Origin of the sequence: Rhodococcus sp. 24CO (assembly GCF_050586165.1) — a bacterium.
Classification (GTDB): domain Bacteria; phylum Actinomycetota; class Actinomycetes; order Mycobacteriales; family Mycobacteriaceae; genus Rhodococcus_F.
In genome coordinates this window covers 113,757-126,810 of record NZ_JAZFNF010000007.1, presented here as the reverse complement: position 1 = coordinate 126,810, position 13,054 = coordinate 113,757, and the positions used below count along the sequence as shown (strand labels likewise).

Sequence of the window (13,054 nt, the reverse complement as noted above, 5' to 3'; positions counted from 1 at the left end):
AGGCTATTGGATAAGTGCGTCCTCTGGGAAACCGACCTCGGTATTTCTGCTGATTGTGAAACATCGGCGACATCGACCGCCCTTACACTTCGCCCATGCGGGTAATAGTTGCTCCTGACTCCTTCGGTGACACCTTGACTGCGGGCGCCGCCGCACAGGCGATTTCCGGCGGTTGGGGACGGGCGCGATCCGGCGACGAGATCATCTGCGCACCACAGTCCGACGGCGGCCCCGGATTTGTCCACGCGCTGGCAGTTTCTGGTGGTGAGATCCGGAATGCGCATGTCTCGGGCCCGCTGACGACCTGGGTCGACGCGACCTGGCTCCTTGACTCGGAGACCGCCTACATCGAGTCCGCTCAGGCTTGTGGACTTGCGCTGCTCGGCGGCCCGCCAACCAGGGAGAGTGCACTCGCGGCGCACAGTCGCGGTGTCGGACACTTGATCGTCTCAGCTCTGGACGCCGGTGCGACGAAGATCGTGATCGGGCTCGGTGGAAGTTGTTGCACCGACGGTGGACGCGGGCTTGTCGACGCATTGGGCGGGGTGCAGTCTGCCCGCGACGCACTGCGCGGCGTCGAACTGGTTGCCGCTACCGATGTCGAGAACCCACTATTGGGCGAGATCGGCGCGGCCGCGGTGTTCGGCCCGCAAAAAGGAGCAGACGGCAGTGCTGTCGAGATCCTGGAACAACGGAACCGGGAGTGGGCGTCGACTCTGGGGAGTGGAGCCCGCCGATCCGTCGCGGAGTTGCCCGGTGCGGGTGCGGCGGGGGGAATCGGAGCCGCGCTCTTTGCCCTTGGCGGTGACCGCCGCTCCGGTGCGGAAGTGGTGGCCGAGCGGACTCGTCAGGCGGAACTTCTCGAGTCCGCCGACCTGGTCATCACCGGTGAAGGGAAATTCGACAGCCAGTCACTGCGCGGAAAACTGGTCACAACCCTTGCCGCCGCGAGCGCGTCGTACGGCGTTCCGACGCTTGTTCTGGCCGGTCAGGTCGAACTCTCAGCATCCGACTACGAGAGATTCGGGATAGTCGGCGCGGAATCCGTCACCGACTTCGCCGGATCGATCGAGGACGCCATGCGCGACGCATCTACCCACCTGCGCGGACTGGCCGAAGCGACCGCGCGCGAGTGGAGCATCTGGCGACGCGAGTGAACGCTGCCGAGGCGTCGTTGCCGACGGGCGTGGAAAGGTTAGGATGAAGACGAATCGCACACGGTAGTGAACTGGCGGGAATAAGTCGGCAGAGGCGTACCGTTGAAGCGTTCACGGGTTGGTATGAACATTAGGGAGAGCCCATGACTGTGCAGAACGAGACCGCCACCCACGGCGTCACGATGACCGAGTCCGCGTCCGCCAAGGCGAAGGCACTCTTCGATCAGGAAGGTCGCGACGACCTCGCACTGCGTATTGCAGTGCAGCCGGGCGGCTGTGCCGGACTGAAGTACCAGCTGTTCTTCGACGACCGGGCCCTCGACGGCGACCTCACCGTCAACTTCAACGGAGTCAACCTGGTTGTCGACCGGATGAGTGCACCGTATGTCGAAGGTGCATCCATCGACTTCCTCGACACCATCGAGCAGCAGGGCTTCTCGATCGACAACCCCAACGCCACGGGCTCATGCGCCTGCGGTGACTCGTTCAACTGAGTCGAGTCGATCACAATTTCAGACACAACAACTGACGCGGAACCGGAAATCGGTTCCGCGTCAGTTGTATGAATTCTTCATCCAACGTCCACTCACTTTCGCTGAAAGGCCTCGATCCGTGACTATTGCGGTAACCGGTTCCATTGCCACCGACCATCTGATGCGTTTCCCCGGCCGCTTCGCGGATCAGCTGCTCGCCGACCAGCTTGCGCACATCTCGCTCAGCTTCCTGGTGGACGACCTCGTGATTCGTCGCGGCGGAGTTGGTGGAAACATCGCGTACGCGATGGGTGTTCTCGGTGGATCGCCGCTGCTGGTCGGCGCGGTGGGCGCTGACTTCGCGGAATACCGCACCTGGCTCGAGGACAACGGCGTCGATTGCAGCGCGGTCCGGATCTCCGACAAAGCGCACACTGCGCGTTTTGTGTGCACCACGGACGAGGACATGGCGCAGATCGCGTCGTTCTACCCCGGAGCGATGAGCGAAGCTCGTGAAATCGCTCTCGCGTCGGTAGCCGAGACGGCCGGTGCACTCGATCTTGTTCTGATCGGTGCCAATGATCCCGAAGCCATGGTCCGCCACACCGACGAATGCCGCGAGCTCGGAATTCCGTTTGCCGCCGATCCGTCGCAGCAGCTTGCACGCCTGTCAGGGGAGGAAGCCAAGGCGCTCATCCACGGCGCCAAGTATCTCTTCACCAACGAATACGAGTGGGGACTCCTCCAGCAGAAGACGGGCCTGAGCGAGGAAGAGATTCGCGCACAGGTTGGCATCCGCGTCACGACGCTCGGCTCGAAGGGCGTCGAAATTGTTGACGCCGAGGGCAATTGGGTACGCGTCGATGTGGTGCCCGAAACCGGCAAGGTGGATCCGACGGGTGTTGGCGACGCCTTCCGCGCAGGCTTCCTGCTTGCCCACGGTGCGGGACTGAGCTTCGAGCGCGCCGCTCAGTTGGGCTCACTCGTGGCCGTGCTGGTCCTCGAGACCGTCGGAACGCAGGAGTGGGTCTTCAATCGCGACGAGGCGCTCAAGCGTCTCACCGACGCCTACGGCAGCGCCGCTGCAGACGAGATTGCGACGATTCTTCCGCAGTAGGGGCTACGCCCTTGTGCGCCTTTCCGGTTGTGGGAACTACCGGAAAGGCGCACGGGGGCCGAAGGCCTCAGATGTTGACCGGATACACCGGTTCCTGGATCTGCGGAACAATCCGCTTCTCCACGAAGATTCCGTGCCACACCATGAAGGTCAGCACGGTCCACAGGCGACGGCTGTGATCGGAAACGCCGTCACGGTGGTCGTTGAGCATCTTCACGACGGCCTGCTTGTCGAAGATGTGGTCGGTACCCGACTCTTCGATCTGCAGATGTGCCCAGTCGAAGAGTTCGGTTCCGCGCAGCCAGTGGCGCAACGGTACGGGGAATCCGAGCTTCGCGCGATGTAGAACATGGTGCGGCACAATGCCTTCGAGGGCCTGACGCAATGCGTACTTCGTGGTGTCCTTGGTGATCTTCTGATCCAGCGGCACCCGAGACGCGACGTCGAACACCTCGTTGTCGAGGAAAGGCACTCGCAGTTCGAGTGAGTTCGCCATCGTGACCTTGTCGGCCTTGACGAGGATGTCACCGCGAAGCCAGGTGAACAGGTCCAGGTGCTGCATCCGTGCAACCGGGTCCCAATCGCGAGACTGCGCGTAGATCGGCGCTGTGACGTCCTGATGCGTCCACTCCGGGCGGAAATCGCGCAGAACGGCCCGCAACTGGGCGTCGTTGAAGCTGCGCGCGTTGCCGTAGTACCGCTCTTCGAGGGTCAGTGAACCGCGGTTGAGCAGGCTCTTGCCGCGTGTGCCGTCCGGGATTCGCTCGGACAACTTGCCGGCCGCCCGGCGCAATCCCTTGGGGAGGTACTCGAAAGGCTTCAGCGACAACGGTTCACGGTAGATCGTGTAGCCGCCGAACAGTTCGTCCGCACCCTCGCCGGACAGTACGACCTTGACGTGCTTGCGCGCTTCCTTCGCGATGAACCACAGGGGGATCAACGCGGGGTCAGCGACCGGGTCGTCGAGGTACCAGACGATTTCGGGGATCGCTGCAGCGAACTCGGCGGGGGAGACCACCTTGACGATGTGCTTTGCGCCGATCGCGGCGGCCGACTCGGCTGCCACGTCGACCTCCGAGTAGCCCTCGCGCTCGAAACCGGTGGTGAAGGTGATGAGGTTCGGGTTGTGGCGCATGGCCAGCGCGGCGATCGCGGTGGAGTCGATACCGCCGGACAGGAACGAACCGACGGTCACATCGGCCCGCATGTGCTTGGCGACGGAATCCTCGAGCGCTTCGGCGATTTCCTGGTAGCGAGCCTTCTCCGTACCGGGCGCAAACGGCTTGGCTGGGAACTTGGGCGTGAAGTATCGCGTGATCTGCGGCTGCTCACCCGGCCGCACCCGCGCGAAACTGCCGGATTCGAGTCGACGAATCTCCTTGTGCAGTGTTTCCGGCTCCGGAACGTACTGCAGGACCGTGTAGTGCTCGATCGCACGCGGATCCAATTCGGTGCCGATACCAATCAGATCAGTCAGCTCGAGCAGGCTCTTCTTCTCACTGCCGAATGCCGTACCGCCGGTGCCCGTCGCGATGAACAGTGGCTTGATGCCGAAGGGGTCGCGAGCGATGAACAGCTCGCGCGTATCGGTGTCCCAGATAGCGAACGCAAACATTCCGCGGAGGCGTCGTACCGCGTCCTCGCCCCAGTAGTGGAACGCAGCGACGATGGCTTCGGAGTCGCCTTCGGTGAAGAACTTCGCGTCGTGATCCTTCGCGAGTTCCGCGCGGATCTCGAGGTAGTTGTAGATCTCACCGTTGAACGTCAGGGCATAACGCTCCGGATTTTCCGGCGGGCCCCAGCGCAGCGGCTGGTGCGAGTGCGCGATGTCGATGATCGACAACCGATTGAAACCGAACACAAGATGGTCGTCGTGCCACGTCCCCTGTTCGTCGGGTCCGCGGTGACGCAGGCAATGCAGTGCCTGGTCGACCTGCGCGACGGCGTCGTCGCTGGTTCCGCCAGATGTCAGTAGCCCGAGCAGTCCACACACAGCGTCCGGTTCCTCGATTCAGAATTTTTTATTGCAGAAGGCTCCCGGACGTAAGCATCGGGGAGAGGTCAACGAACTCTTCCTGGAAAGTATGCCGCAGATCCGTCTGCGCGCCGATCACAGACGAACGAATCGCAGTGATGTAGGTCGCTGACGATGCCTGACCTGTTCCTGAGCTGCGCCTGAGAGATTTGTGTGACGTCCGACGCGACACGGTGAAGGACCCGGGGATGGATACCGCCCACCTTTGGTCTACGCTGCGTAGTAATTGGGCCTTCCATTCGAGGTGCCCTAGTTGAATTTTGCGGCGATCAGGAAGGCGTGAACGTGGCGCAAGGTCGGATCCTTCGGCGAGCTGGGCTGGCAGTATCTTTGGGCATTGCTGCCTTGCTGCTGTCGGGTTGCTCCATCGACAATGAAGTGCTTCGTTTCGGGTGGCCCTCGGGCATCACTCCTGAAGCGACGCGCATGCGAGAACTGTGGACGTGGTCGGTTGTCGCCGCCCTCTTCATGGGTGTGCTGGTGTGGGGACTTGTCTTCTGGGCAGTTATCTTCCACCGTAAGAAGAAGGACTCACCGGAGTTCCCGCGTCAGACGGCATACAACGTGCCGCTCGAGCTCGGTTACACGGCAGTTCCGTTCGTCATCATCGCGGTTCTGTTCTACTTCACCGTTGTCGTCCAGAACCATGTTCTCGAGCGCACGGAGAACCCGGACGTCGTCGTCGACGTCACTGCGTTCCAGTGGAACTGGAAGTTCGGTTACCGCTCCATCGAGTTCGGTGACGGAACCGCCAAGTACAACGGCATCGATCTCGAAGCAGAAGAGGCAGCCAAGGCCGAGGGCACGACTGTCGACGCACACGGCGAAGAGGTTCCCGGCCCGATCCACGGCAACAGCGTCCAGGATCTGAGCTACCTGCATTACGACAAGATCGAGACCGTCGGAACCAGTTCCGAGATCCCGATCCTGGTTCTTCCCACCGGCAAGCGCATCCAGTTCGAACTGGCCTCCTCCGACGTGATTCACGCGTTCTGGGTTCCCGAGTTCCTGTTCAAGCGCGACGTCATGCCGAACCCCAAGGAAAACCACTCCGACAACATCTTCCAGATCAGTGAGATCGAGAAGGAAGGCGCATTTGTCGGGCGCTGCGCTGAAATGTGCGGCACGTTCCACGCGATGATGAACTTCGAGGTCCGTGCGGTTTCGCCCGAGGACTTCGCCAAGTACATCGAACTGCGCAAGGGTGACGAGCAGGGCAACGGCGGTCTGAGCACCGCTGAGGCATTGTCGGCAATCGGTCAGTCGCCGGTGGCTACGTCGACCACGCCGTTCAACACCGACCGCGAGTACCGTCAGGCAACAGTCGCCACCGCAGGCAACTGAGCCGGCCAGCCTCCTCACTGAACAAGGACAAGTGCTGATATGAAGATCGAAGCCAAGCTCTTCGAGATCCTGACGCTGTTTTTCATCCTCGTCGCGATCATCTACGGTGTGTTCACTGCTCTGTCCCGTACGGGAATCGAGTGGGCCGGACTCACGGCCATCGTTCTGTCTGCGGGCCTGACGCTCATCGTCGGAACCTACTTCCGGTTCGTGGCCCGTCGACTGGACACTCGTCCCGAGGATTACGACGACGCTGAAATCTCGGATGGTTCAGGCGAGTTGGGCTTCTTCAGCCCCGGTAGCTTCTGGCCCATGCTGCTGGCCGCTTCGGCTGCCATTGCCGCGGTGTCACTGGCTTACTTCCAGCCCTGGATGATCGTGGTTGGAGTTGTCCTCATCATCGCGACCGCAGCCGGTCTGGTGTTCGAGTACCACGTCGGACCTGAGAAGCACTAGCACAAACGCTCTCGACAAAGAGGCGCCGAACCCCCTCATGGGGTTCGGCGCCTCTTGCGTTCGAGCGGGGGAGCGCAGTAGACATCGTCGACCTCTGCGACACTCAACACATGATCCTCGAACATGCACTGCTCCAGGTTGATCCGACTCTGTCCGAAGAATTCGAGAAGGCGTTCGGTACAGCAAAGTCCATCATCTCCGCGGTGCCCGGTTTCATCCGTCTGCGTCTGTCACACTGCATGGAATCGCCGCAGCAGTACCTACTGCTCGTGGAGTGGGAGAGCCTCGAAGCGCACACAGAGGGCTTCCGGCAGTCTGATGGTTACCAGCGGTGGCGCGAGCTTCTCCATCGCTTCTACGACCCGTTCCCGGTTGTCGAGCATTACGAGACGGTGTTCGAGGAAGGTGCTCAGGCATGAACCGAACTACCGAACTGGCAGAATTTCTCGACATCGCGTTGCGTGGTCGGATCGAGAGCGTCGCCGAGCTTGCCGAGGTGACGGGCGGTTCGATGGACGCAACCGAAAAGACCGTGGCGCGACTCGAAGAGTTCGGATTCCTTTCTCTCGCAGACGGCGTCATCACCTACCGACGCCCTGACGCCACCGTCGCCGATGTCACGCAGCACATCCTCGCGGATGTGGCGCGCGACCTCGAATCGGGTATCGCCAGGACACAGGGGATACTCCAATCGTTACCCAAGTTGCTGCAGGCTTGGGAGCACGGTGACTCGGACGTTCACGGTCTGCCCATCGACGTGATGCACGGGCCGTTTGCCGCCCCGGACATGTACAAAATACAAGCCTCACGCTCGAAGCCGGTCGCGTCATACGCTTGTATGCCTGACACCGTTCCTCTGTACACGGTTCTAGCCGAGAAGAAGCCTGGCTCGTACTGGGAGGAAAACGGCGGCCCCAATCACGACATCCGTCTTATCGTCAGCACCGTCGACGCGAACACCGAGTTGGTCCGCAATCAGATCACGCATGAAATCAACGCCGGCTCCCAAGTGCGGATGCACCCGAATCCACCTAGCTTCTTCTGGATTCTCGATCACACGAGTGTCGGAATCCCCTTCAACTGGGGGGAGGCGTGGCCCAGCAGCATGATGTCCATTCAGTCCCCGACACTCGCGGGCATCATGACGTGGATCTATCACCGCGTGTGGGATGAAGCAGTACCGGTTGCGGACCACGGTCATTCGTGGGAAAACCCGTGGGATCCGATTTTGAAGCTGATGAATTCAGGTTTGACGATGGAATCCGCATCAATTGCCCTGGGATTGACACCGAGGACGGGCAGGCGCCGGGTTGCCGACGCCATGCGTCATTACGGTGTGTCCAGCCAATTCTCCCTTGGCGCTGCCTGGAGTGCCTCGCGCGGCCAGTAGGGCACAAAAAGACACGGTCGCCGTAACCTCTCCTTCGAGAGTGTTGCGGCGACCGTGTCTTTTTCGTTGTGTTGCTGACGATCTAGTGGAGTTCTCCAGTGGAATCGTCTGCCTTGCCGTTGCCACTGCCATTGCCGTGGATGCGGTTCTGGTAGTCGAGCAGAATCTGAAGCTGCTCATGCTCACCGGCATGCTGTGCGGCTTCGAGAGCTGCGCTCTCCTCCACTGGGTCAGCCTTGGTAAGGCTGCCGGTGCCGGGCTTGCCGGCGAGGCCGAGCTTGTTCATCTTCTTCGGAACAGCTGCACCCTGGTACTCGAGGGGGATCGGGTGACCGTGATCGTCGACGGGTCCGAGCGGCTGGTGGATTTCGATGTACTGGCCGTTCGGCATCCGCTTGATGATGCCGGTTTCGATGCCGTGCTCGAGCACTGCACGGTCACTGCGCTGCAGACCGATGCAGAAGCGGTACGTCACGAAGTACGCGAGCGGCGGAAGCACGATCATGCCGATGCGGCCGATCCACGTCATTGCGTTCAACGAGATGTGCAGGTGGTACGCGATGATGTCGTTGATGCACGAGATCGTCAGGACCGCGTAGAACGCGATAGCCATTGCACCGATTGCGGTACGAACCGGAACGTCGCGGGGACGCTGCAGGATGTTGTGGTGAGCGTCGTCTCCGGTGAGGCGCTTCTCGATCCACGGGTACGCGAACAGCATGGCGAAGACGAGGCCCATGATCAGGGCGACGGCAAACACTGCGGGGATCGTGTACCGGTCGAACAGGTAGATCTCCCAGGCGGGCCACAGTCGTGCGAGTCCGTCCGTCCACATCATGTAAATGTCAGGCTGAGAACCAGCGGAGACCTGAGATGGGTTGTACGGACCGATATTCCACACGGGGTTGATCTGGAACAGACCGCCGAGCAGTGCAAGCACGCCGAACGTGATGGCGAAGAATGCGCCACCCTTCATGGCGAAGACCGGAAGGATGCGAACGCCGACGACGTTCTCTTCGGTACGGCCGGGGCCGGGGAACTGCGTGTGCTTCTGGTACCAGACCAGTGCGAGGTGGCCGGCGATCAGCGCGAGGATGATGCCCGGGAAGAGCAACACGTGAGCGACGTAGAGACGCGGGATGATGAGGTCGCCGGGGAAGTCACCGTCGAAGATCATCCAGTGCAGCCAGGTACCCACGATCGGGACACTCATCGTGATACCACCGAACGCGGCGCGGAGGCCCGTGCCGGAGAGCAGGTCGTCAGGGATGGTGTAGCCGAAGAAGCCTTCGAACATCGCCAGGACCAGCAGCAAGCAGCCGATGACCCAGTTGGCCTCACGCGGGCGTCGGAACGCGCCGGTGAAGAAGATGCGTGCGAGGTGCACAATGATCGACGCTGCGAACATCAATGCGGCCCAGTGGTGAATCTGGCGAACGAAGAGACCGCCGCGAACCTCGAACGAGATGTTCAGGGTGGTCTCGTATGCGCGTGACATCGTCACACCACGAAGCGGCTGGTACGCGCCCTGGTAGGTGACGTGCGCCATCGACGGATCGAAGAACAGCGTCAGGAACACACCCGAGATGAGCAGGATCAGGAAGCTGTACAGCGCGATCTCGCCGAGCATGAAGGACCAGTGCGTCGGGAAGACCTTGTTGATCTGACGACGCATTCCCGCTGCGAGGTGGTAGCGCGAGTCCATTGCCTCCGCTTGACCTGCTGCAGCTGCGGCGATCTTTGTCGGTTTTGTGGTGGTTGTGGTCACGGTCGACGCTCCCAAAATGCCGGGCCGAGTGCTTCGATGAAGTCACCGTCGGCGACTAGGAAGCCCTCTTCGTTCACTGTAATAGGCAACTGCGGAAGTGCGCGAGCAGCGGGACCGAAAATCGGCTTGCCGTACTGCAGTGCATCGAACTGCGACTGGTGGCAGGGGCAGAGAATACGGTTGCTCTGCTGTTCGTAGAGCGAGGTGGGGCAACCAAGGTGCGTGCAGATCTTCGAGTAGGCGAAGTAATCGCCGTAGTTGAAGCTCTCCTGGCCCTTGCGCTTGGTGACCCGCTCGGTGTCTTCCGTACGCAGACGGATGAGCATGACCGAGTTGCGGATACCGCGCAGCGAAGCGAGCAACGCGTGCTCGTCGCCACGATCGGATTCACGGAAGGGGAAGACCGTTTCCATGGAACCGGCGTCGAGGTCCTCCGGGCGGACGAGAACGATGTCCTCGGGGCGTCCGGTGTCACGACGAAGGTAGATGGTCTCGCCGGGGTAGTTCGGGGTCCAGCCGGACACCCAGAGCGGAGATTCGTCGCCCTTGGCCCACGGGTTCTTGATGAGGCCGCCGAGAGGCATGATCATCATGACGCCGAGTGCTCCACCACCGAACATCAAGCTGCGCTTGATGGCCTTGCGGCGGGGGAAGGTAGACGTCTCCAACGTGTCACTGAGTTCGGCGACGATCGTGCGTCGGTCGACCTCAGCGGATCCACCGTCGTGGCGGTCCTGGATGGACACCTCTTCGGGGATGAACTTCTTGGTGAACTGCACCGCACCGATTCCGACACCGAGGATCGCGAGACCCATGGTCAGACCGATCAACGGTGTGTACAGGCTGTACTTGCCGTAGTTCTCGTCACCGGCGCCGGCGTACTGCCAGGGCCAGAACAGGTAGATCGCGATGAATGCGATCGCGGAGACACCGGCGAGGCCGAACCAGAACGCAACATTCCGCTCGGCGCGCTTCTCTGCCTTGGTGCCTTCGACGGCCCAGCGGTCGCGACGGTAGACAACGTCGACACCGTCGAGATTGGTGCCCAGGGTGACCAACTCGTCGCGAGTCATCGCTTCGAGTTCCTCATCCGTGTACTTCTTTGGCGTATCGCCGCCCTGCTGGCCAGCGTCGCTCATGACCTTGCTCCGATCCACAATGCTGCACCAACGACAGCGACGATTCCGGCGGCCCACATGAAGAGACCTTCAGAGGCCGGACCGATGCCGCCGAGACCGTAACCACCGGGGTTCTTGGCCTCTCCGGACGACTTCACGTAGGCGATGATGTCTTTCTTTTCCTCGATCGAGAGCTGACGATCGGAGAACTTCGGCATGTTCTGGGGGCCGGTGACCATAGCGGCATAAATCTGCTGCTCGTTGGCCGGGTCCAGGACCGGTGCGTACTTGCCCGAGGACAGTGCGCCACCGCGGCCGGTGAAGTTATGGCAGGACGCGCAGTTGAGGCGGAACAGTTCGCTGCCTCGGCCGATGTCGCCACCGCGAAGCGAGGACTGAGCGATTTCGCCGTTCTCGTCACGAATGAGCGTCGGGCCGCCGCCGTTGGCCTGGATGAAAGCACCCAGGGCATCGGTCTGTGCAGCGTCGAACTTGGGGTCCTTGCGCTGAGCCTGTGCCTCGTTGCGTGCTGCAGGCATACGACCGGTCGAAACCTGGAAGTACACTGCTGCCTCGCCTACACCGATCAGGCTGGGACCGCGGTCCGCGACACCCTGAAGGTTGGCTCCGTGGCACGTGATGCACGACGTGTCGTACAACTGCTTGCCTTCACGGATTAGCGCGGCGGAATCGTCGCTTGCAGTAGCGACCTGCGGAGCGGGTGTCAGGGCCGAGGCGAGGAAACCTGCGCTGATCAATCCCATCATCAGTACGAGCGCTCCGGTGACACGCCGGCGGATCTTCCGCTGGCGACGCGTCTTCGCGGCGGTCGCTGTTGTATCGGATGTGGGAGGGGGGGATGAACTCATCTGTATCCCTTTGGTATGTCGGGACGGACTGGACGTCAGGGGCTGCCTGTGGCGTTCAGCTGATTAACGGATGAAATAAATCGTTGCGAACAGCGCGATCCACACGATGTCAACGAAGTGCCAGTAATACGAAACGACGATCGCTGCGGTTGCCTGAGCCGGCGTGAACTTGCTGACTCGGGTGCGTGCGATCAAGAAAACGAAGGCGATGAGACCGCCGATGACGTGCATGCCGTGGAAACCGGTGGTCATATAGAACACCGAGCCGTACACACTGCTGGAGATGGTGGTGCCGTGATCGACGAGGTGGATGTACTCGTACGCCTGTCCGGCGACGAAGAACGTTCCCATTGCCAAGGTGATCGTGTACCAACGACGAAGTCCGAAGACGTCGCCCCGCTCGGCCGCGAATACACCCATCTGGCAGGTGAACGAGGATGCGATCAGCACCAACGTCACTGGTACAGCCAAATACAGGTTCAATTCGGTAGGCTCCGGCGGCCAATTGCCCTCCGGTGCCTGCGCCCGTGCCACGAAGTACATGGCGAAGAGCCCTGCGAAAAACATGAGCTCACTGGACAACCACACGATGGTGCCAACGCTGACCATATTCGGCCGGTTCAGCGAGTGCACGCGTTGGGTGATTGCCGATCCTGAAGTCCCTACTGCGCTCGTCACAGACAGAAGTATGACGCTTCGTCGTAAGAGACGGCCACTCGGGTCCGTCATCGGCGCGTCGTAAGGCTCGAGTTCGCGATTTCGGTCGGCGTACGCGCAGGTGGCGACAGTTTGAATATGCTGACGCGATGGCAGCTGCACACCACAGTAGACGTTGGTACCTGAGAATTTTCAGCAGAAAAGTTTCGCCCCCGCTCGACCCGTCGAGGGATGATCTCGAGATCGTGGTCGAAGGTTTCGACGACGTGGAATCGTGCTCGACGGCCTTGGAGCGAGGGGCCGCCGTGGATCCGCGTTGGCGACCGGATTCGGAGGCGGTGCTGCGTCACCATCTCGACCTTCCGGAGTCAGCGCTCGGAGAGGCGGAGTCGATCGTTGCTCAGGATGGATATCGGCGCTCGGCGACAGCCGCGGATAGTGCGTCGAGCGATGGCGAGGGTGTGGTTCGTGTGATGTTCGAACGCGTCCAACTTCTGGACGCGCTGCACTGCTCGCAGGAGCGATCACGGATGGCAGGTTTGGCTCAACGGTTGGGTGGGTCCGTCGCGGGCTGGGATGCTCTGCAGCCGGGTGAAGCTGCATCGTCAGGTTCCGGCAAGGGCCGACGCACGGTGTGAGTGGACCAATTCGTGACCGGCGCACGGTGGCT

Annotated in this window: 13 protein-coding genes; 8 read left to right on the top strand and 5 right to left on the bottom strand. The window is 61.4% G+C overall.

Annotated features, from left to right (window positions below; all coding sequences use genetic code 11):
- Window positions 1-95: 95 nt before the first annotated feature.
- From V2B23_RS18325 to V2B23_RS18315, 3 genes are all read left to right on the top strand, one after another.
- A complete protein-coding gene (locus tag V2B23_RS18325) occupies window positions 96-1,157 on the top strand; it encodes a glycerate kinase family protein (protein WP_430951659.1) in 1,062 nt (353 codons plus the stop codon).
- Between the two features lie 143 nt (window positions 1,158-1,300).
- On the top strand, window positions 1,301-1,651 hold the full coding sequence (locus V2B23_RS18320; protein WP_138869136.1) for a HesB/IscA family protein: 351 nt from the start codon (window positions 1,301-1,303) through the stop codon (window positions 1,649-1,651).
- Between the two features lie 118 nt (window positions 1,652-1,769).
- Window positions 1,770-2,747: a carbohydrate kinase family protein gene (locus V2B23_RS18315; protein ID WP_430951658.1), complete on the top strand. Its 978-nt coding sequence runs from the start codon at window positions 1,770-1,772 to the stop codon at window positions 2,745-2,747.
- A gap of 67 nt (window positions 2,748-2,814) precedes the next feature.
- Here the strand turns inward: V2B23_RS18315 and asnB are convergent, their stop codons facing one another.
- Entirely contained in the window at window positions 2,815-4,740 is a 1,926-nt protein-coding gene (gene asnB / locus V2B23_RS18310) for an asparagine synthase (glutamine-hydrolyzing) (RefSeq protein ID WP_430951657.1), read from the bottom strand.
- Window positions 4,741-5,061: 321 nt separating this feature from the next.
- Here asnB and ctaC point away from each other — a divergent pair, with 321 nt between their 5' ends.
- The 4 genes from ctaC (at window position 5,062) to V2B23_RS18290 (ending at window position 7,972) form a co-directional block, all read left to right on the top strand.
- Window positions 5,062-6,126: an aa3-type cytochrome oxidase subunit II gene (gene ctaC, locus V2B23_RS18305; RefSeq protein WP_430951656.1), complete on the top strand. Its 1,065-nt coding sequence runs from the start codon at window positions 5,062-5,064 to the stop codon at window positions 6,124-6,126.
- Window positions 6,127-6,165: 39 nt separating this feature from the next.
- On the top strand, window positions 6,166-6,582 hold the full coding sequence (locus tag V2B23_RS18300; protein ID WP_033231032.1) for a cytochrome c oxidase subunit 4: 417 nt from the start codon (window positions 6,166-6,168) through the stop codon (window positions 6,580-6,582).
- Between the two features lie 110 nt (window positions 6,583-6,692).
- Window positions 6,693-7,001, top strand: a complete 309-nt coding sequence (locus V2B23_RS18295) for an antibiotic biosynthesis monooxygenase family protein (protein WP_430951655.1) — start codon at window positions 6,693-6,695, stop codon at window positions 6,999-7,001.
- Window positions 6,998-7,972 carry a helix-turn-helix transcriptional regulator gene (locus V2B23_RS18290; RefSeq protein WP_430951654.1) on the top strand — a complete coding sequence of 325 codons (975 nt, stop codon included), beginning with the start codon at window positions 6,998-7,000 and terminating at the stop codon, window positions 7,970-7,972. Before V2B23_RS18295 ends, V2B23_RS18290 begins: the two co-directional genes overlap by 4 nt.
- Before the next feature lie 82 nt (window positions 7,973-8,054).
- Here V2B23_RS18290 and qcrB read toward each other — a convergent pair whose 3' ends face one another.
- The 4 genes from qcrB to ctaE form a co-directional block, all read right to left on the bottom strand.
- Window positions 8,055-9,677, bottom strand: coding sequence for a cytochrome bc1 complex cytochrome b subunit (gene qcrB / locus V2B23_RS18285; protein WP_317541710.1), 1,623 nt, complete (start codon window positions 9,675-9,677; stop codon window positions 8,055-8,057).
- Between the two features lie 59 nt (window positions 9,678-9,736).
- The gene (qcrA, locus tag V2B23_RS18280; protein WP_430951653.1) at window positions 9,737-10,879 is read right to left on the bottom strand and encodes a cytochrome bc1 complex Rieske iron-sulfur subunit; all 1,143 of its coding nucleotides are present in this window, start codon (window positions 10,877-10,879) and stop codon (window positions 9,737-9,739) included.
- The gene (gene qcrC / locus V2B23_RS18275) at window positions 10,876-11,727 is read right to left on the bottom strand and encodes a cytochrome bc1 complex diheme cytochrome c subunit (RefSeq protein ID WP_080711563.1); all 852 of its coding nucleotides are present in this window, start codon (window positions 11,725-11,727) and stop codon (window positions 10,876-10,878) included. The genes qcrA and qcrC overlap by 4 nt, the downstream gene beginning before the upstream one ends.
- A gap of 63 nt (window positions 11,728-11,790) precedes the next feature.
- Entirely contained in the window at window positions 11,791-12,405 is a 615-nt protein-coding gene (ctaE, locus tag V2B23_RS18270) for an aa3-type cytochrome oxidase subunit III (protein ID WP_430951652.1), read from the bottom strand.
- Between the two features lie 128 nt (window positions 12,406-12,533).
- Between ctaE and V2B23_RS18265 the strand changes: the two genes are divergently transcribed.
- Window positions 12,534-13,022: a hypothetical protein gene (locus tag V2B23_RS18265; RefSeq protein WP_430951651.1), complete on the top strand. Its 489-nt coding sequence runs from the start codon at window positions 12,534-12,536 to the stop codon at window positions 13,020-13,022.
- Window positions 13,023-13,054: the final 32 nt, after the last annotated feature.

Excerpts from the sequence above, each read along its gene's own strand:
- V2B23_RS18295 (WP_430951655.1), top strand. The coding sequence starts at position 6,693 with ATGATCCTCGAACATGCACTGCTCCAGGTTGATCCGACTCTGTCCGAA.
- qcrB (WP_317541710.1), bottom strand. The coding sequence starts at position 9,677 with ATGGACTCGCGCTACCACCTCGCAGCGGGAATGCGTCGTCAGATCAAC.
- V2B23_RS18265 (WP_430951651.1), top strand. The coding sequence starts at position 12,534 with ATGGCAGCTGCACACCACAGTAGACGTTGGTACCTGAGAATTTTCAGC.
- V2B23_RS18320 (WP_138869136.1), top strand. The coding sequence starts at position 1,301 with ATGACTGTGCAGAACGAGACCGCCACCCACGGCGTCACGATGACCGAG.
- qcrA (WP_430951653.1), bottom strand. The coding sequence starts at position 10,879 with ATGAGCGACGCTGGCCAGCAGGGCGGCGATACGCCAAAGAAGTACACG.
- V2B23_RS18300 (WP_033231032.1), top strand. The coding sequence starts at position 6,166 with ATGAAGATCGAAGCCAAGCTCTTCGAGATCCTGACGCTGTTTTTCATC.
- V2B23_RS18325 (WP_430951659.1), top strand. The coding sequence starts at position 96 with ATGCGGGTAATAGTTGCTCCTGACTCCTTCGGTGACACCTTGACTGCG.
- qcrC (WP_080711563.1), bottom strand. The coding sequence starts at position 11,727 with ATGAGTTCATCCCCCCCTCCCACATCCGATACAACAGCGACCGCCGCG.
- V2B23_RS18290 (WP_430951654.1), top strand. The coding sequence starts at position 6,998 with ATGAACCGAACTACCGAACTGGCAGAATTTCTCGACATCGCGTTGCGT.